Genomic DNA, 18,225 nt, shown 5'->3' on the forward strand with positions numbered 1-18,225 from the left:
GACCCCAGTAGAATACCGAAATCATGCCTTAGCAGCTTAATTGTCTAATTTTGTCTAACTTTTTTATTGCACTTCACTCTCGACGGTTTTTTCTGTTCTTAGTTAATAGTACGGCAGTGTTCATCGATCAGGGTTGAGGGGTGAGCCCGCCACTTATTTCTGGCGCTGTGCGGCCACAGTCTCAACAAAATGGTCGTAGGAATCTTGCTCGTTAGTTGGCTCAATCCGCACATCCTTGGCAGTAAAGCGGGCTGACTTCAGTAATTTTTCATCAACCGTTACGTGAGCCGTCACCGTCGCGTTACCGATCAGCTCGACCCAGTAGCGGTGGTGATCATGGTGAACGATCGTTTTAACCATTCCGCCAGGGTTAAAGACCTTAATCGGAGTATCGAAGTGACCAACATCAGGATGAGTGAGAACTAAGGCCAGCGAAGTGGCTGACATCCCTGTTCCGCAGGCATTGGTGAAGCCCACGCCCCGTTCAAAGGTGCGGACGAAGAGCTGACTGTCACCATCGATGTGGGCGAAGTTGACGTTAACTCCCTCTGGGAAGTACGGGTTAGCACCGTTGAGGAAAGTACCCAGCTGGCCCAAGGTCGACCCGTTTTGGACCTCTTCAGAAACAAAGGAGATGAGGTGGGGATTAGGAATAGAGAGCGCGGTGAAATGCAGCCGGGGCGCCAGCTCTGGTACCGCCGTGGCTAGCAGTCGCTGGTGACCTAAGTTGGTAAATGGTAATGATTCAGCCGTGAAACTAACTGGTGAAATTTCAACGGCAAATGCCGGAACGCCAGGCGCTAATTCTGGTTGACGGCGAACGCGGAGGTCGACTTTGGCTGTCTGAACAACGAATTCATCTTCACCGTATTTGTCACTCAGGTAACGACTAACGGTACGCAAACCGTTACCACACATTGACGCCCTACTACCATCGGCATTGACCACCTGCATGCGGCCGCGAACCCCCTTATGGGTCCCGTGGTCGACCACTAGTAGCCCGTCGGCCCCACCCAGAATGTGATGATTTTCATCACATAACTGGATTGCGAGGGCGGTTAATTGCTCGTCATTAAGGGGACTGGTCAGTTCGTCTTGGTCCAGGATAAAGAACTGGTTCATTGAGCCATGAACCTTCAATAATTCAGCCATTAATCTTCCTCCTTGTTAAAAAATTCATGGTAAATGCTGCGAACCGCCTGGTCAGCATCAGCCCGCCGAGTCCCAATCATAATGGAAATCTGTGAAGCGCCCTGGTTGACCATCGTCAAGGAAAGGCCATCGTTAGCGACGGCAGTGGCAATCCGTTCCATTGTTCCGACGCGGTGAACCATTCCTTCACCAACTACCATAATAATGGCGTAGTCGTCAATCCACTCTAGCCGGTCGGGATCGATTTCGTACTGGATTTCGTTACAGAATTGGTCGATTACTGCGTCGGTTAGTTTGTCACGGTCAAAGATAATCGTGATGTCATCGATTCCTGAGGGCATGTGCTCGTAGGAAACACCATACTTGGCGAGAATCTGTAAAATCGAGAAGGTGAAACCCGCTTGCTTGTTCATCAGGTACTTATGTAGGTAGAGGGCCGAAAAGTGCTTAGCACTGGCAACCCCGGTAACCACGTGGGTGGCGGTAAAGCCAGTTTCTGGAACAATCATGGTGCCTGGTGCCGTTGGGTTATTAGTGTTCTTGACGTTGACCGGGATTTGACCCTCAATGGCTGGAATGAGAGCTTCGTCGTGGAAGACTGAGAAACCAGCGTATGAGAGTTCCCGCATTTCCCGGTAGGTCATCCGGTGAATTGCCTGGGGGTGTTCAACCACGTGCGGGTTAGCGGAATAGATAGCATCAACATCGGTGAAGTTTTCATAAATCCGCGCATTTAGCCCCTTGGCCAGCATGGCGCCAGTAATATCTGAACCGCCCCGTGAGAAGGTAGCAATGTGACCGGTGGGGGTGAACCCAAAGAAACCAGGGAAAATCAACCGTTCATCATCACCAACGTGAAGGTGGGAAAGGTTCTTATAGGTAATTGGCGAAATGGTGGCATTATTCGGGGTCCCGCTGACAACGATGCCCGCAGCCAGCGGGTCGACGTACCGCGCCGGCAGTCCCAAGTGGTTGAGAACCTTTGCCATCAACTGAGCATTGAGCCGTTCACCATGGGCCTTAAAGGCTGCCATGAGGTAGTTGTTATCCGGGTAATCACCGTGAGGCAGGTTGGTCAGCGCTTCTTTAATGGGCGCCAGGCTATTTGCTGACAGACCAAAGAAGTCCCCGATCTGCTGGTAACGGTCAAAAATCGCGGTGATGGTCTGGTCGACAGGTTTGTCGGCAATCACCTCGTTTGCGTATTGGATCAGCAAGTCAGTGACTTTGCGGTCGGCAGAGTTACGCTTCCCGGGAGCAGAGGTTACAACTACCCACCGTTCCGGGTCGGCCTTAATGATGTTGATTGCTTTGGTAAAAGCCTCCCCATCAGCTAGTGAACTGCCGCCAAACTTTACGACCTTCATAAAATATCCTCCTTTATTAAGCGAATTCCGGGTGGAATTCGTCTTTTTAAGTTACTAAGGATTCTATCATTTTCTGAACTGATCGCAACCCTAAAATGAGAAATTAAACCGAATAACGCCGCTGATTATCATATTAAAATGAGAAAATTATTAAAAATGACTTGACGCACTCGCTGGGAATCTTTACACTAATTAGAAATTAAGGAAGAAAGAAGGTCTGTTAAAGATGAATGCACAGCTGCAACCATCACAGGTGAATGAAGCTGGCCACATGGCAATTGGCGGGGTTGATACCCTGAAATTGGCTGACCAGTACCACACCCCATTGATGGTCTACGACGTCGATCAAATTACCGGACAGGTGGCCAGGTTCAAAAAAGTCTTTGAAGAAAACAATGTTGACTACGTTGTGAGTTACGCGAGCAAGGCACTGGCAATCAAAGCAATTTACCAATTGCTTAAACCGGCAGGTGACCACGTTCACGCTGATGTCGTTTCTGCGGGAGAAATGGCGACGGCTTTTCAAGCTGGGTTTCCGGCTGCGCGTTTAACTTTTCACGGCAATAATAAATCCAAGCAGGAATTGGTGATGGCGGTTGATCATCACGTCGGGATGATTGTCCTGGATAACTTCCACGAAATTGACCTGCTGACAGCAGTGCTAGAGGAACGTGATGCGACCGCTCGCGTCATGTTACGAATTACCCCGGGAATCAGTGCCCACACCCACCAATACACGGCAACTGGCCAAGTCGACAGCAAGTTTGGCTTTGACCTGGACTCAGGGCAAGCTGACCAGGCACTCCAGCAAGTCCTCGCTAATCCACGAATGGACCTGTGCGGTGTTCATGCCCACATTGGCTCACAGATTTTTGAACTGAATGGTTTTGAGATGGCGGCCGCAAAACTGATGGCGGTTGTCGACCACTGGCGGCAAGACTACTGTTATCTGGCTTCCATTATTAACGTCGGTGGTGGTTTTGGGATCCGCTATGTCAGCGCCGACCATCCCCTGAAACCAGAAGAATTTGTTGACGCGATTGTCAAAACCGTTAAAAAGGAAGCTGCTCGTCGTCACTTACCGCTTCCGGCAATCTGGATTGAACCGGGACGTTCGATTGTCGGACCAGCTGGTTACACCCTCTACACGGTTGGCTCACGCAAGGATATTCCGGGGTTGGAACCGTACGTCAGTGTTGACGGGGGGATGGGCGATAACATTCGTCCCGCACTTTATCAGGCAAAATACGAAACGGTGTTTGCTGCTGATCCAACGCAAAAAGCGGCTGAACATGTGCGGTTGGCAGGGAAGTACTGTGAATCAGGTGATATCTTGGCTGACGATGTACCGCTGCCAAAAACTAAAGCAGGGGACATCCTAGTGATGCTGGATACCGGCGCTTACGGCTACACGATGGCTTCCAATTATAACCGTAACCCCCGACCAGCAATTGTATTCGTTAAAAACGGTCATTCCCAATTGGTTGTCAAGCGGGAAACGCTTGCTGACCTGGTCGCACTCGACCAGTCTTATACGCTGGAATGATGAAAGGAAATGGTGACTAACAATGACGCAAATGGATGCTCAATCAATAATTAATTACATCGCAAACGCTAAGAAGGCGACCCCGGTTAAAGCCTACGTTAAGGGTGAACTGGCGGGACTGAAATATCCTGACGGTATCGAGGCCTTTGTTGAAGAACATAGCGGGGTGCTTTTTGGTGACTGGGCAGTGATGAAACCATTTTTGGACCAACACCAGGAACAACTAACAGGCGTCCGCGTGGAAAATGACCGTCGCAATTCAGCAGTTCCTCTTTTGGACCTGAAAGACGTGAATGCGCGAATTGAGCCGGGTGCGACTATTCGTAACCAAGTAGAGATTGGCAACAATGCGGTTATTATGATGGGTGCCACGATTAACATTGGCGCAGTGATTGGTGACGATTCAATGATTGATATGGGGGTCGTGATGGGCGGCCGGGCCATCGTTGGTAAGCATTGCCATATCGGTGCTGGTGCCGTCCTTGCGGGGGTGGTTGAACCAGCCTCTGCTCAGCCAGTGCGGATTGATGATAACGTGTTGGTTGGTGCCAACGCCGTCGTAATTGAAGGTGTGCACGTTGGTGAAGGAGCAGTTGTGGCTGCTGGTGCCGTGGTGACCCAAGATGTGGCCCCGCACACAGTGGTCGCGGGAGTTCCGGCCCGGTTTATCAAAAAGGTCGATGAGAAGACCACTGGCAAAACCGCACTGGAAGACTCCTTAAGAAAGTTGTGATGGTATGACGTTAAGCAATGACGAACTAATCCACATTCGCCGCCACCTCCACCAGATTCCCGAATTGGCACTCCACGAGCGGGAAACCCACGCCTACTTGAAGCAGGTAATTAGCGGTTTTAACCAGCAGTACTTGACCATTCGCGAGATGCCGGAATTGCCGACTGCCTTGATGGTGCTGGTCGCCGGCAAGGCGCCGCGGCGGACGATTGGCTACCGGACGGATATCGATGCCCTGCCGGTGACTGAGAAGACGGGGTTACCATTTTCTTCCCAGCACCCGGGGGTGATGCACGCTTGTGGTCACGACATTCACATGACAGTTGCCCTCGGGGTTCTCGCTTATTTCAGTGACCACCAGCCGGTTGATAACCTCTTATTCTTCTTCCAACCAGCCGAAGAAGCGGAGTACGGTGGGAAGCGGGCTTACGAGTTAGGTCTCTTTAATGACCAGTGGAAGCCTGACGAGTTCTATGGCCTCCACGATAATCCGCACTTGCCAGCAGGAGCAATTGGTTGTCGGATGGGCACCCTCTTTGCCGGGACGACCGAAGTGAATATCGACCTTATCGGCAAAGGAGGGCATGCTGCTTACCCCCAGCAGGCTAACGATACGGTTGTCGCTGCTGCTAGTCTGATTATGCAAGTCCAGACAATCATTTCGCGGAGTATTGACCCCATTGCTAGTGGGGTGATTACCCTTGGCAAAGTGGAAGCGGGAACGATTCGCAATGTGATCGCTGGTCACGCCCGCATTGAAGGGACAATCCGCGGACTGACTCAGCAAATGATTGAAAAAATTGACCAGCGCTTACGGGAAGTTTGTGATGGGACTGCTGCCAGCTTTGGTTGCCAGGTTAAGTTGGAACTCAACCAGGGTGGTTACTGGCCCGTAGAAAACAACCCGGCTTTAACCAAACACTTCATCAAGTATATGAAACAGGCGTCATCAGTAGACTTTGTCGAAACGCCGCCGGCAATGACCGGGGAAGACTTTGGCTTCCTGTTAGCCAAGTTTCCGGGAACAATGTTCTGGTTAGGGGTCGACGATGATTCGCAGCTCCACTCGGCCACACTGACACCGAAGGAAGAATCGATTAGCCGGGGTGTTGACGCCATCACCGGCTTCCTAGAGTACCGGATGCAGGAAAATTACGCTAATAATTAAGTAAAGAAGGACGATTAAAATGGTTGCACTAGAAGATGCTGACTTACTAACCGCCATCGTCACTCCGTTTAGCGATGACGGAACAATTAACTATAACGCTTTAACCAAGCTCACTAACTACCTGATTGAACACGGCAGTAATGGCTTTGTTATTGGGGGAACGACAGGTGAAACGCCAACGTTGACTCATGATGAGAAGTTGGCCTTATACAGCCACTTTGCCAAGATTGTTGATGGCCGGGTCCCGGTGATTGCGGGGACTGGCAGTAACAATACTGCGGAAACGCTAGCTTTCACCAACGAAGTGGCTGCCATCGACGGGATTGACTACGCGTTAGTCGTCGTTCCGCCCTATAACAAGCCGAACCAGCGAGGGATGGTCGCCCACTTCACAACGATTGCTGATGCTGCCCACATCCCGCTGGTAATGTACAATATTCCCGGGCGGACCGGCGTCAAGATGAACCAGGAAACGATCGTTCAGCTGTCGCACCACCAGAATATTGCGGCCGTTAAGCAGTGTGCATCACTGCCGGAGCTGGAGTATATCGTTGATCACAAGGCCGCTGACTTTTGTGTCTTCACTGGCGAGGATGCCCAGGCCCTGACGGCGGTGGCCCTCGGAGCTACCGGGGTGATTTCGGTAGCGTCACATTGCTACTGTGACCAGCTGCGGACCATGCTGGACGACTTGCATGCCGGGAAGGTAGCAGCGGCTGGGCAACTTCAACGGTGGTTAACGCCACGAATGGCGGCGCTATTTATGTTCCCGTCGCCATCGCCGGTGAAGGCGGTGTTGAACGCCCAGGGGTTTGCGACCGGTGGCTGTCGGTTACCAATCTTGACGCTTAATGATGAGGAAAAGCGCCAGCTGGAAACGGAGTTGTCACTGCCGAATGGGTCACTGGACAGTGGTCTGCCACTAAATTTGGGGGAATAATTATGACAAGAGTATTAGTTGCTGGCTTTACCGGTTCAATGGGCCGCCAGGTGGTGGACCTGGTGCGTTCACTGGACGGCTTTGAAATCAGTGCAGTGCTGGATCCTTCTGCTAAGTTAGAAGACTTAACCGCTGAGGGCTTATCTATCCACACGACGCTTTACCACGACGCGGTTGAAATTGATGGCCCGGTTGCTGATGTGTGGGTGGACTTTACCGTCCCAGCAGCGGTGTTTGCCAATGCCCAGGCAGCAATCAACAACGGAATTGTTCCGATTATCGGCACGACCGGCCTTAACGACCAGCAGGTTGCCTCACTAAAGGAGCTCGCTGCGCAAAAAGGGGTGGGCGGTTTGATTGCTCCCAACTTTGGGATGTCGGCGGTCCTCTTGATGAAATTTGCTCAGGAAGCAGCCGCCTACTTCCCCGATGTTGAAATCATCGAAATGCACCATGCTGATAAGGCAGATTCACCTTCGGGAACGGCGTTGGCCACTGCCAAGATGATCGATGAAAACCGGCCGGAGCACGAGAGCAGCCCTGACAAGGTTTCCACGCTTGCTCACGCTCGTGGCGGCGATTATCACGGCATTCACATTCACTCAGTCCGTCTCCCCGGATACGTGGCTCACGAACAGGTACTCTTCGGTGGTGCCGGCGAAGCATTGACGATTCGTCAGGATTCGTTTGACCGGCACTCCTTCATGAGTGGCGTGAAGGTGTCCTTGCAAAAGTACCAGCAGTTAGACCAGCTGGTCGTTGGCTTAGAAAATATTTTATAAGCACTGGAAAGGAGTCATTCAGATGCCAGAACTCGCAGCAGACCTGCACGACACGGTTAACCGTGATATCACCAAGATGAAGCCAAGCGCTATCCGGGCGTTTGACATGGAAGTCAGCCAAATCCCGGGCATCCTCAAACTGACGCTGGGTGAGCCGGACTTCAATACCCCCGAACTCGTTAAGGCAGCAGCGGTCGCGTCAATTAAGAATAACGACTCACACTACTCAACAACCCGGGGTAAACTGGAGTTACGGAAAGCAATTAGCGGGTACCTGAAACGGACCCGGGGGCTTGACTATTCAGTAGAAAACGAAATCGTGGTCACGATCGGGGCAACTGAGGCCCTGACGGCGACTGTTTTGGCACTGCTCAATCCTGGCGATAAGGTTATTATCCCGACACCAGTGTTCTCACTATACTTTCCAATTGTTGAACTGGCCGGGGCAACACCAGTACTGGTTGATACGAGTGCTGATGGTTTTGTTTTAACCCCAGAGCGACTGGAGGAAGAAATTAATCGTGTCGGTGATGGTGTGAAGGCCGTCATGCTCAACTACCCGACTAACCCGACGGGAAGAAATTATTCGGCGGGTCAACTTCAGGCGTTGGCTGACGTTATTGAGGCTCACCACCTGATGGTCATTGCCGATGAAATCTACCGGACGCTTACTTACGATGGTGTGAAACCAGCTTCCATCGCCACAATGATCCCGTCAAGAACTGTCATTATTGATGGGCTTTCCAAGTCCCACGCGATGACTGGGTACCGGCTTGGCTTTTTAGCCGGGCCAGCAGACTTTGTTGAACAGGCAAGCAAGGTTCACGGCTTCCTCGTGACAACCGCTACGGATGCCTCACAAGCAGCGGCCATTGAAGCTTTTAATCATGGCGATAACGACCCGGCCTCCTTCCGCGAGGCCTATAAGAAACGGCGGGACTATCTCCAAGGCGCCTTGGCTAACCTCGGCTTTGAGTTGGCAACACCAAACGGGGCTTTTTACATGTTTGTCAAGATTCCCAGCCAATATGGCAAAGACGACTGGCAATTTGGTCTCGATCTGGCTCACCAGGCCAAGGTCGGCATCATCCCCGGCAGTGCTTTTGGCCCTGGTGGTGAAGGCTACTTTAGGATTTCTTACGCGGCGTCGGATGCAGATTTGCACGAATTTATCAGCCGCTTGACGACTTTTATGGATAATTTACATTAAATAGGAGTGAAGAGATATGACAAAGCAATATAACGTTGCGATTCTGGGGGCTACTGGTGCTGTCGGAACGCGAATGATCGAGCAGTTACAGATGGAATTGGCCCATCTTCCGGTCAAGGGAATTAAGCTTCTTGCATCAAAGCGTTCTGCCGGTAAAGTTCTGGAATTCAACGGGCAGCCGGTAACGGTGGAAGAAGCGACTCCTGAGTCCTTCGACGGGGTGGACATCGTACTTTCGTCAGCCGGCGGTTCAGTCTCAAAGAAGCTCTTGCCAGAAGCCGTTAAGCGCGGGGCAGTGTGTGTTGACAACACGAGTGCCTTCCGCATGGAGCCGGACGTTCCACTAGTTGTCCCAGAAGTGAACCCGCAGGAGTTAGCAAACCACCACGGTATTATCGCCAACCCCAACTGTTCAACTATTCAGATGGTGATGGCGCTCAAGCCAATTTATGATCACTTTGGTTTAAACCAGGTCATTGTGTCGACCTACCAGGCGGCTGGCGGGGCCGGGCAAAGTGCCATTGATGAACTGCTGACCGAAAGCCAGGATTATATCAATGGCGAGGACATGCAAAAGGACGCCAAGATTTTGCCAACCAAGGGCGACAAGAAGCATTATCCACTTGCTTTCAACCTTTTGCCGCAAATTGATGTTCTCGAAGATTCTGGTTATTCCCATGAAGAGTGGAAGATGATCCACGAAACAAAGAAGATCTTATTGAACGACATGGATTCGTCAGACATTAAGGTCACTGCTACTTGTGTCCGCGTGCCAGTGCCAATTTCTCACGGGGAAAGTGTCTACGTCACGGTTGATGACCACGATGCCACTGCTGACGACATCAAGCGCGTTGTTGCCGACTTCCCAGGGGTTGTTTTACAAGATGATATTAAGCACCAGCTTTATCCGCAGCCATTGACCGCTACCGGGAAGCGAGAAACATTTGTCGGCCGGATCCGCCCGGACTACGAAAACCCGGGGGCATTCAACATGTGGATCGTGGCTGATGACTTACTCAAGGGTGCGGCCTGGAATACGGTTGAAAATGCAGAAACGATGGTTGAACAAGGATTAATTTAAACTTGCAAAACGGTAAGCGATCATGACTTGCCGTTTTTTTGTGTCAGAAGCTGTTGCCTCCTTGATAATCAGGTATACTAAAGAAAAGGGGGAAATGAAGCGTGGATGAACATCATTTGTCAAAACGACTTAGCCGGGTGGCTGCCTATGTTCCTGAACATAGCCGGGTGGCCGACATTGGTGCCGACCATGCCTACCTGGCAGCGGCGCTGGTGTTGAACGGGCAGAGCAATTACGTGGTTGCTGGTGAGGTCGTCCGGGGCCCGTACGAAAACGCCCAGGCGGAAGTCACTGCCCAGGGCTTGGATAAGCAAATTCAGGTCCGCCTGGCTGATGGGCTTGACGCCATTGAAGCAGGCGACCAGGTGGAGACGGTTACCATTGCTGGGATGGGTGGTAGCCTGATTGCTGAGATTCTCGAACGCGGTCAGGACAAACTTGCTGGGATTAAGCGCTTAGTTCTCCAACCAAATGTCGGCGAAGAACGGTTACGGCGGTGGCTGGTTAACCACCGTTTTCAGATTAATGCCGAAGAGATTTTGGAAGAAGACGGGCACGTCTACGAAATTATCGTGGCTGAACCAACAATGATCCCGATTCAATACGATGAACGTGAACTAGTCTTTGGACCATTATTGATTGAAAAACAGGGACCGATTTTTCGGCGAAAGTGGGAAGAGGTTCGCGAACGTGAAGCGGCTGCCCTTGCGCAGATGAAAACGGCCAGCCAGCCGCCAGCGGATAAAATTGCGCACTTTCGTCACCGGTTAGCATTGATTGGGGAGGTGTTAGGATGACAACCGGATTAGAGCTGATTTCGCGCTTTGAACGTTTCGCATCACCCAAGTTGGCCGAGTCGTGGGATCACGTTGGCCTGCAAGTCGGCGACCCCAGCAGGCCGATTCACCGCTTGATGACGACGCTTGATGTTCGCCCCGCTGTCGTGGCAGAAGCCATTGATAAGCAAGTGGACTTCATTTTTGCCCATCACCCGGTGATGTTTCATCCCGCAGTGAACCTGGATGTGCGTGACCCGCAGAACCAAATGTACGCGGACTTACTGGCCCACCACATTACCGTCTATGCTGCCCATACTAACTTGGATACTGCTAATGGCGGGATGAATGACTGGTTAGCACAACAGTTGCAGCTGCAGTCCACGGTCCCACTGGTTGACGCCGGCACGGATCCGGTTTCGGGGCAAGAAGTTGGGATGGGCCGGGTTGGTGAGCTTGCGACTGCCCTCAGTGTCGACGACTTTGTCCAGTACTGTTTACGGGTCTTTGAACTACCGGCAGCGCGGTTGATCATCAACCCGCTTGATCGTGGCCGGCAAATTAAACGGGTTGCGGTCCTCGGCGGCAGTGGCAGTGAATTTTATCAACAAGCCACGGCTGCTAGTGCCGATGCCTACGTGACGGGGGATGTGACCTACCACACGGCTCATGATATTCAGGCCCACCACCTGGTGGTCCTCGATGCTGGTCACCACATTGAAGTGGTTGCCGTTCATGGCTTAGCAGAATTAATCAAGCAGTGGTCCCACCAGGAAGGTTGGGAGCTAACTGTCTGTGAATCAGCGGTTAATACCGAACCGTTTACTTTTGTTCGTCAGCATTAAAATGAGGTGAGAAGATGTCAGAAAAGTTTGAAAATTTGTTACCACGGTTTCTAAAGTACGTGAAGGTGGAAACGCGTTCTAATCCTGATAGTGAGACGATCCCGTCTTCGCCAAAAGAGACGGCGTTTTTAAAGCAGTTGGCAGAAGAATTAACAACCCTTGGTGCCGAAAATGTCCATCTCAATCCCCAGAATTCCTACCTGGTAGCCACGATCCCCAGCAACGTCGACCATCAAGTACCAGTCATCGGCTTCCTGGCGCACGTCGACACCGCGGACTTTAATGCGAAGAATGTCCGCCCACAGGTAGTGGAAAACTACGACGGCCATTCGCCAATTACGCTTGGTGATGGGACTTACCAGCTCGACCCGCAAGAATTCCCGGCATTGAAGAATTATGCGGGGCAAACCTTGGTAACGACGGACGGGACAACCCTCCTCGGCGCCGATGATAAGTCAGGGGTTGCTGAAATCATGACAATGGCAGAGTACCTGCTAGCTCATCCGGAAGTCAAACACGGTGAGCTTCGCTTGGGCTTTAGTCCGGATGAAGAAATCGGCACAGGTGCTGACCACTTCGATACGGATGATTTTGCGGCAGACTTTGCTTACACCGTCGATGGTGGGCCGCTGGGCGAACTGGAGTATGAGACCTTTAACGCTGCTGAGGCGAAGTTAACGATCAGCGGCAAAAACGTTCACACGGCGGTGGCCAAGGGGACGATGATTAACGCTATTCAGCTGGGAATTGACTTCCATAACTTGCTACCCGAACATGACCGGGCGGAGAAGACAGCGGGGCGCGAAGGCTTCTTCCACCTCTACCAGTTTGATGGCGGCGTTGATGAAGTGACGATGACTTATTTGATTCGTGATCATGACCGCCAAAAGTTTGAATCGCGTAAGGCCTTGATGAAGCAGTTAGCTCAGCAGATCAACGACCACTATGACCAGCCACGCATTCACCTGACGATCACCGACCAGTATTACAACATGCGCGAAGTCTTAGCTAAGCACATGGATGTCGTGAACCTGGCCAAGCAGGCAATGACTGACCTGGATATTAAGCCGGTCATTTACCCGGTTCGTGGTGGGACTGACGGGTCGACGATCAGTTTCATGGGCTTGCCAACACCAAACCTCTTTGCCGGTGGGGAAAACATGCACTCCCGTTTTGAATATGTTTCCTTGCAGACGATGGAGAAGGCATTAGAAGTGCTGTTAAAGATTGTGCAGTTAAATGCGGCTAAGAATTAGGCAACGACTGACAACTAAAAAAAGAGCTCCCGATAATTAATCGGAAGCTTTTTTGGTGTGTTGATAATGTCTTACTGGTGTGGGTTAGCATGAGTGCTAATGTAGCTCATCCCGTTCACCATAATTAGGCCGGCCACCATTGCAACCAAGCCATCGGTAACATAATCAGCCTTCATCAGTTGCAGTTGACTGGTAATATAAGCCAGTACCAGGCCAATGACAAAGGCCCAAATAGCAATGACGATGTTTTTAACAAGCCACTTCATAGTTTCAACTCCTCATTTATAACAGCTTTATTCTAACATAAGAAATAGCGGATTAACAATGGGGAAATCGCTTTCGACGCTGTTAAGTGGTTTTGTGATAAACTTAGCACATAATACTGACGAAAGGAGCAGACACAATGCCAGTGGTTCCACTAGACACCGCCAGTTCGTATTCACTACTGGACGGGATTATCACGCCAACTAAGCTGGTCACTGCGGCGAAGGAGCGCGGGTACACAGCAATGGTGATGGCAGATCACGGGGTAATGTACGGGACTGTTGAGTTTTACCGGGCCGCCTTGGCAGCCGGGATCAAGCCTTTATTGGCCTTACGGTTAGATCTGGCCATTGGGGATGCTGGCAACAACGTTTTACCGGTCGTTTTTGTTGCCGAAAATTTGACTGGCTACCAGCACTTAATGATTCTGTCATCCATGAAACAGACGCAGGAAGCCGGGCGGCAGCACCCGTTGACCGTTAATGAAATAAAAGCATACTTGTCAGACCTGTTCACAGTGGTCCTGCCCACTGACAACGTCGGCTTAGCTGCTGGTAATGCTGGTTCGGTGGATATGTTGGCCGGCCTGCGGCAGGTAGTCAATGGCCGTCACCTGCTAATGGGCATCACCCCGCAATTATCTGACGTGTTACGGACGACGATCACCCAGCTTGCTCGCAACTACCAGATGCCACTTGTCGCTGCAACATCAGTCCGCTACCTGGATCCGCAGGACCGCTTCGCTTACCAAACGGTTCATCACATTGCAAACAATACTGCGATCGCAAACCCCCTTGAAGAAGCTAACAAGCAAGGGAACTGTTTTTTACCGGCTGCCAAGCAGCTAGTTGCCGACTATCAGCAGGCAGGGCTGAGCGAGGCATTGACTAAATGCGAGGAACTCGTTGCTGATTGCCGGGTTGAACTTCAATTTCAACCACCAGTCCTTCCTCAATTTCCGACCCCTCACGGGATGGACTCGCCAACCTACCTTCGTCAACTGTGTTTAGCAGGGTTGAAGAAACGCCAATTGACATCGCAAGGCGATTTGCGGCCTTATCAGCAGCGCCTCGACCATGAATTGACAATTATTCACCAGTTAGGTTTTGATGACTATTTTCTCATCGTTCATGACGTGATGGCTTATACCAAAAAGCACGGGATTTTTACCGATGCCGGTCGTGGTTCGGCCGCTGGTTCGCTGGTGGCATATGTGTTGGGAATTACCGAAGTTGACCCCTTGCGCTTCAACTTGTTGTTTGAACGGTTCTTGAATCCCGAACGGAAGCAAATGCCGGACATTGACTTGGACCTTCCTGATGATCGACGGATGGAGGTCCTCCAATACCTTCACCAGAAGTATGGGCACCGCCGAGTTGCCCAAATCATCACTTTTGGTACGCTTGGTGCCAAACAAGTGGTTCGCGACGTGGCGCGGGTCTTGGGGTATGCCAAGTACGAGATTGCGGATTTGGCTTCACAGGTCCCCGCTGGCGCGGTTGATTTTACTGACGCCCTCCGCCAGTCGCCACAGTTGCAAGCAGCGGTTAGCGGCTCGCCACTAGGGAAGCTGCTAGGCAAAGTTGCCAGTCAATTAAGCGGCCTGCCGCGACAGACATCCGTCCATGCGGCCGGGGTGGTTTTAGCTGCCTCGCCGCTGCATTCAATCGTTCCACTGGCCGCGGGAAACGACGGGCTGCTAGTGACCCAGTATGCGAAGGAGACCGTTGAGCGGGTGGGACTATTGAAGATGGACTTCCTGGGACTGCGTAACTTAACCATCCTGGCGCGGGCGGTAACTGACGTCCACCATGATGACCCGGCATTAGCGATCCACGACATCAACTTGGATGACCCCGCAACACTCCAATTATTTCAACAAGGGCAAACTACTGGTATTTTTCAGTTTGAGTCGGCTGGTATTCGGCAAACACTGGTTGACCTGCACCCGGAAAAATTTGCAGATATCGTCGCCGTCGATGCCCTTTACCGGCCGGGTCCCCTTGATAATATTCCCCACTATATTGCCCGTAAACACGGGCAAGAACCTTACCAACTCCCCGCGTCTTCACTAAAACCCATTTTAGGACCGACTTACGGGATCTTGGTCTACCAGGAGCAGGTCATGCAGTTGGCGGCCGCAATGGCTGGCTTTAGTCTCGGGCAGGCCGATATCTTGCGGCGGGCAATGAGTAAAAAGAAGAAGGCCGTCATGGAAAAAATGCGGCGACAATTTATTAACGGCGCTCTGCAGCGGGGATATAGCAGGTCAGTGGCAGTGGCCACCTTTGACTATATTGACCAGTTTGCTAATTATGGTTTTAACCATTCGCACGCCGTTGCCTATACCAAGTTTGCTTTTGAACTTGCTTACCTGAAAGTCCATTTTGCCCCGCAGTTTTATAATGCCCTGTTAAGCAAGGCAGCTTCCGTCAATAAGCTTCGTCAGTACGTTCGTTCGGCACAGCGGCGGGGGGTCAAGGTCAATGGCCCCCACGTCAATTTCAGCCAGGTGGAGTTTAGCCGCCACGGGAATACCCTTTACTTCGGCTTGGCGCAAATTAAGGGAATGCGTCACGACTTTGCTAAGACCATTGTTCAAGAACGAGCAGCAAATGGTCCCTTTGCTGACCTTCCTAGCTTTTTGAGCCGGTTGAGCAAAGAGGGGAGTGTTCCGTCAGCAAGTGTCGAAGCGCTGATCAAGGCGGGGGCGTTTGACCACCTGAAGTATAATCGGCAGCAGATGGTCAGGTCACTGCCAGACCTGCTGAACGAAGAGAGTGGGCAGGGCCGGATTAACCTGGGACAGCTAGGGTTGGGCAGTGATTTTGAAACAACCTTGCCCGCTAGTCCGGAGTACCCACTCATTATCAGGCTGGGATTTGAAAAGGAGCTGTTGGGCTTGAACCTTTCAGGACACCCGACGACGCCTTACCAGCGGCTGGCAGTCAAACTTCATGCTAGCCAGGTAGCAGATATTCATCCTGGTCAAGTGGCAACCTTGGTCCTTTTTATCTCCCGGATGCGCCAGGTCTCAACCCGCCGTGAGCAGCGGCAAATGGCTTTTCTGACCGCTAGTGATACCAGTGGTTCTTTGGAAGTGACAGTCTTTCCTCAGCAGTTTGCCAAGTACCAGGACATTTTAAGAGAAGGAACGGTCCTGGTAGTGGACGGGAAGGTGGAAAGCCGCAACGGGCGGATTCAGTTAATCGCTAACCGCATCGCCGCGGCCAACCGGATGAATGGTCAACTAGTTTCCAGCGCTGCCCAGCGGTGGGTGATCAAGGTGATCGACGGTAAATCAGTTAGCGCGGTGAACGATATTTTGACGACCATTGCCAAGCACCACGCCGGTGATTGTCCGGTAGTTGTTTACTATGCCGCAAACGGTAAAACGTACCGGCAGCCACCGGCACAAAACCTCAGCGCTGATGAGGAGGTTCGCAACAAATTGGCCGACCAATTTGGTAACAAAAACGTCTTCTTACAGCAGCAGTCTAACCATAAATAAATCGTTAATTAATAAAAGCGCTTCCACCGATTTTGGGGCGGACATCGCTGATAATTAGTGTTAAGATAGCAGTGTAATTGACGGTTTGCTACCGTCCGATTGATACAATCAAAGGAGAGATGTCGATTATGAAAAAGACAAAGATTGTCAGCACTCTGGGACCAGCAAGTACTGATGTGGACACGATCGTTAAGTTAATTAACGCCGGGGCCAACATCTTCCGTTTTAACTTCTCGCATGGTGATCACCCTGAACACCTAGGACGACTGAAGAACGTCCACAAGGCCGAAGAAATTACCGGTAAGAAGGTCGGCATTATGCTTGACACTAAGGGTGCCGAAATTCGGACGACCGTTCAAAAAGACGGGAAGATCGAATTCCACACTGGTGATAAGCTGCGGATTTCCATGGATGATTCCCTGGAAGGAACCAAGGATAAGATTGCTGTTACTTACCCCGGATTGTACGATGACACTCACGTTGGTGGTCACGTCCTGGTTGACGATGGTTTGCTCGATTTCAAGATCGTTGAAAAGGACGATGCTAATAAGGAATTGGTAACGGTTGCCGAAAACGATGGGGTAATGGGCTCCCGCAAGGGGGTTAACGCTCCTGGTGTTTCCATTAACCTCCCGGGGATTACCGAGAAGGACAGCAGCGATATCCGCTTTGGCTGTGATCATGGTATTAACTTTATTTCCGCATCATTTGTTCGTAAGCCCCAGGATGTTTTGGATATCCGGGCGCTGCTAAAGGAAAAGCACATGGAAGATGTTCAAATCTTCCCGAAGATTGAATCCCAAGAAGGGATTGATAACTTTGACGAAATCATCAAGGTTTCTGATGGGCTGATGGTTGCTCGTGGTGATATGGGTGTTGAAATTCCGGCTGAAAATGTGCCGCTGGTTCAAAAGACCCTGATCCGCAAGTGCAACATGCTGGGCAAGCCGGTTATCACCGCTACCCAGATGCTGGACTCCATGCAGGAAAACCCACGGCCAACACGTGCCGAAGTTTCTGACGTGGCTAACGCCATCTTTGACGGGACGGATGCCACGATGCTGTCAGGTGAAAGTGCTAACGGTGAATACCCGGTTGAATCAGTTGCAACGATGAACCGGATTGACATCAAGGCTGAAAACCACCTGAGCGACTTTGGCACTGAAACTTTTGACTTTGATAAGTCAGACGTTACCGAAACGATTGGTTCTGCTGTTGCTCGTGCTGCGAAGGACCTTAACATTCACACCATTGTTGCCGCTACTGCTTCTGGTTACACGGCACGGATGATTTCCAAGTATCGGCCAAATGCAGATATCTTAGCTTTGACCTTTGACGAACGGGTTCAACTGGGACTGACTGTTAACTGGGGTGTCCACCCGGTTCTGGTTCAACGGCCAGCTGATACTGATGATATGTTTGAAAAGGCCAGCCAAGTGGCTAAGGATGAAGGACTGGTTAAGACTGGCGACAAGATTATTGTCGTTGCTGGTTTGCCGGTTGGTAAGAAGGGGACTACTAACTTGATGCGGATTCAGGAAATCAAGTAGTTACCCGTTAAATCATTAAAAACGGCTGGGAAAATCCAGCCGTT

The 18,225-nt window shown here is 51.3% G+C and carries 15 protein-coding genes; 12 read left to right on the forward strand and 3 right to left on the reverse strand.

Annotated features, from left to right (window positions below):
* Positions 1–153: 153 nt before the first annotated feature.
* Complete coding sequence (gene dapF, locus Q0E49_RS02865; RefSeq protein WP_295746452.1) at positions 154–1,152, reverse strand: diaminopimelate epimerase; 999 nt, start codon at positions 1,150–1,152, stop codon at positions 154–156.
* Complete coding sequence (locus tag Q0E49_RS02870) at positions 1,152–2,519, reverse strand: aspartate kinase (protein WP_295746453.1); 1,368 nt, start codon at positions 2,517–2,519, stop codon at positions 1,152–1,154. Before Q0E49_RS02870 ends, dapF begins: the two co-directional genes overlap by 1 nt.
* Before the next feature lie 226 nt (positions 2,520–2,745).
* On the opposite strand from Q0E49_RS02870, the gene lysA reads away from it, so the two are divergent.
* The 10 genes from lysA to pepT all read left to right on the forward strand — a co-directional run bounded on the left by lysA (position 2,746) and on the right by pepT (position 12,856).
* Positions 2,746–4,065 (forward strand): diaminopimelate decarboxylase, encoded by a 1,320-nt coding sequence (gene lysA / locus Q0E49_RS02875; protein WP_295746454.1) that lies wholly within the window; start codon positions 2,746–2,748, stop codon positions 4,063–4,065.
* A 22-nt stretch (positions 4,066–4,087) separates the two neighbouring features.
* Complete coding sequence (dapD, locus tag Q0E49_RS02880) at positions 4,088–4,798, forward strand: 2,3,4,5-tetrahydropyridine-2,6-dicarboxylate N-acetyltransferase (protein ID WP_295746455.1); 711 nt, start codon at positions 4,088–4,090, stop codon at positions 4,796–4,798.
* Between the two features lie 4 nt (positions 4,799–4,802).
* On the forward strand, positions 4,803–5,966 hold the full coding sequence (locus Q0E49_RS02885; protein ID WP_295746456.1) for an N-acetyldiaminopimelate deacetylase: 1,164 nt from the start codon (positions 4,803–4,805) through the stop codon (positions 5,964–5,966).
* A gap of 19 nt (positions 5,967–5,985) precedes the next feature.
* Entirely contained in the window at positions 5,986–6,906 is a 921-nt protein-coding gene (dapA, locus tag Q0E49_RS02890) for a 4-hydroxy-tetrahydrodipicolinate synthase (RefSeq protein WP_295746457.1), read from the forward strand.
* Between the two features lie 2 nt (positions 6,907–6,908).
* Positions 6,909–7,688 carry a 4-hydroxy-tetrahydrodipicolinate reductase gene (gene dapB, locus Q0E49_RS02895; RefSeq protein ID WP_295746458.1) on the forward strand — a complete coding sequence of 260 codons (780 nt, stop codon included), beginning with the start codon at positions 6,909–6,911 and terminating at the stop codon, positions 7,686–7,688.
* 22 nt (positions 7,689–7,710) lie between these two features.
* Positions 7,711–8,898 (forward strand): aminotransferase class I/II-fold pyridoxal phosphate-dependent enzyme, encoded by a 1,188-nt coding sequence (locus Q0E49_RS02900; protein WP_295746459.1) that lies wholly within the window; start codon positions 7,711–7,713, stop codon positions 8,896–8,898.
* A gap of 16 nt (positions 8,899–8,914) precedes the next feature.
* The gene (locus Q0E49_RS02905; protein ID WP_295746460.1) at positions 8,915–9,979 is read left to right on the forward strand and encodes an aspartate-semialdehyde dehydrogenase; all 1,065 of its coding nucleotides are present in this window, start codon (positions 8,915–8,917) and stop codon (positions 9,977–9,979) included.
* Between the two features lie 101 nt (positions 9,980–10,080).
* Positions 10,081–10,776 carry a tRNA (adenine(22)-N(1))-methyltransferase TrmK gene (locus tag Q0E49_RS02910; protein ID WP_295746461.1) on the forward strand — a complete coding sequence of 232 codons (696 nt, stop codon included), beginning with the start codon at positions 10,081–10,083 and terminating at the stop codon, positions 10,774–10,776.
* Entirely contained in the window at positions 10,773–11,600 is an 828-nt protein-coding gene (locus tag Q0E49_RS02915) for a Nif3-like dinuclear metal center hexameric protein (protein WP_295746462.1), read from the forward strand. Before Q0E49_RS02910 ends, Q0E49_RS02915 begins: the two co-directional genes overlap by 4 nt.
* Before the next feature lie 14 nt (positions 11,601–11,614).
* Positions 11,615–12,856 (forward strand): peptidase T, encoded by a 1,242-nt coding sequence (gene pepT, locus Q0E49_RS02920; protein ID WP_295746463.1) that lies wholly within the window; start codon positions 11,615–11,617, stop codon positions 12,854–12,856.
* Positions 12,857–12,927: 71 nt separating this feature from the next.
* Here pepT and Q0E49_RS02925 read toward each other — a convergent pair whose 3' ends face one another.
* Positions 12,928–13,122, reverse strand: coding sequence for a DUF2929 family protein (locus Q0E49_RS02925; protein WP_295746464.1), 195 nt, complete (start codon positions 13,120–13,122; stop codon positions 12,928–12,930).
* A 137-nt stretch (positions 13,123–13,259) separates the two neighbouring features.
* On the opposite strand from Q0E49_RS02925, the gene Q0E49_RS02930 reads away from it, so the two are divergent.
* Both Q0E49_RS02930 and pyk read left to right on the forward strand, forming a co-directional pair.
* Positions 13,260–16,631 (forward strand): DNA polymerase III subunit alpha, encoded by a 3,372-nt coding sequence (locus tag Q0E49_RS02930; RefSeq protein ID WP_295746465.1) that lies wholly within the window; start codon positions 13,260–13,262, stop codon positions 16,629–16,631.
* A gap of 128 nt (positions 16,632–16,759) precedes the next feature.
* Complete coding sequence (pyk, locus tag Q0E49_RS02935; protein ID WP_295746466.1) at positions 16,760–18,181, forward strand: pyruvate kinase; 1,422 nt, start codon at positions 16,760–16,762, stop codon at positions 18,179–18,181.
* The last annotated feature ends 44 nt before the right edge of the window (positions 18,182–18,225 follow it).

Source organism: uncultured Limosilactobacillus sp., assembly GCF_934202235.1.
In the GTDB taxonomy this organism is placed as follows: domain Bacteria; phylum Bacillota; class Bacilli; order Lactobacillales; family Lactobacillaceae; genus Limosilactobacillus.

What these genes read in the sequence shown, in the direction of transcription:
- dapA (WP_295746457.1), top strand. Translation starts at nt 5,986, where the DNA reads ATGGTTGCACTAGAAGATGCTGACTTACTAACCGCCATCGTCACTCCG.
- Q0E49_RS02915 (WP_295746462.1), top strand. Translation starts at nt 10,773, where the DNA reads ATGACAACCGGATTAGAGCTGATTTCGCGCTTTGAACGTTTCGCATCA.
- Q0E49_RS02870 (WP_295746453.1), bottom strand. Translation starts at nt 2,519, where the DNA reads ATGAAGGTCGTAAAGTTTGGCGGCAGTTCACTAGCTGATGGGGAGGCT.
- Q0E49_RS02885 (WP_295746456.1), top strand. Translation starts at nt 4,803, where the DNA reads ATGACGTTAAGCAATGACGAACTAATCCACATTCGCCGCCACCTCCAC.
- dapB (WP_295746458.1), top strand. Translation starts at nt 6,909, where the DNA reads ATGACAAGAGTATTAGTTGCTGGCTTTACCGGTTCAATGGGCCGCCAG.
- pyk (WP_295746466.1), top strand. Translation starts at nt 16,760, where the DNA reads ATGAAAAAGACAAAGATTGTCAGCACTCTGGGACCAGCAAGTACTGAT.
- pepT (WP_295746463.1), top strand. Translation starts at nt 11,615, where the DNA reads ATGTCAGAAAAGTTTGAAAATTTGTTACCACGGTTTCTAAAGTACGTG.
- Q0E49_RS02925 (WP_295746464.1), bottom strand. Translation starts at nt 13,122, where the DNA reads ATGAAGTGGCTTGTTAAAAACATCGTCATTGCTATTTGGGCCTTTGTC.
- lysA (WP_295746454.1), top strand. Translation starts at nt 2,746, where the DNA reads ATGAATGCACAGCTGCAACCATCACAGGTGAATGAAGCTGGCCACATG.
- Q0E49_RS02900 (WP_295746459.1), top strand. Translation starts at nt 7,711, where the DNA reads ATGCCAGAACTCGCAGCAGACCTGCACGACACGGTTAACCGTGATATC.
- Q0E49_RS02905 (WP_295746460.1), top strand. Translation starts at nt 8,915, where the DNA reads ATGACAAAGCAATATAACGTTGCGATTCTGGGGGCTACTGGTGCTGTC.
- Q0E49_RS02930 (WP_295746465.1), top strand. Translation starts at nt 13,260, where the DNA reads ATGCCAGTGGTTCCACTAGACACCGCCAGTTCGTATTCACTACTGGAC.
- dapD (WP_295746455.1), top strand. Translation starts at nt 4,088, where the DNA reads ATGACGCAAATGGATGCTCAATCAATAATTAATTACATCGCAAACGCT.
- dapF (WP_295746452.1), bottom strand. Translation starts at nt 1,152, where the DNA reads ATGGCTGAATTATTGAAGGTTCATGGCTCAATGAACCAGTTCTTTATC.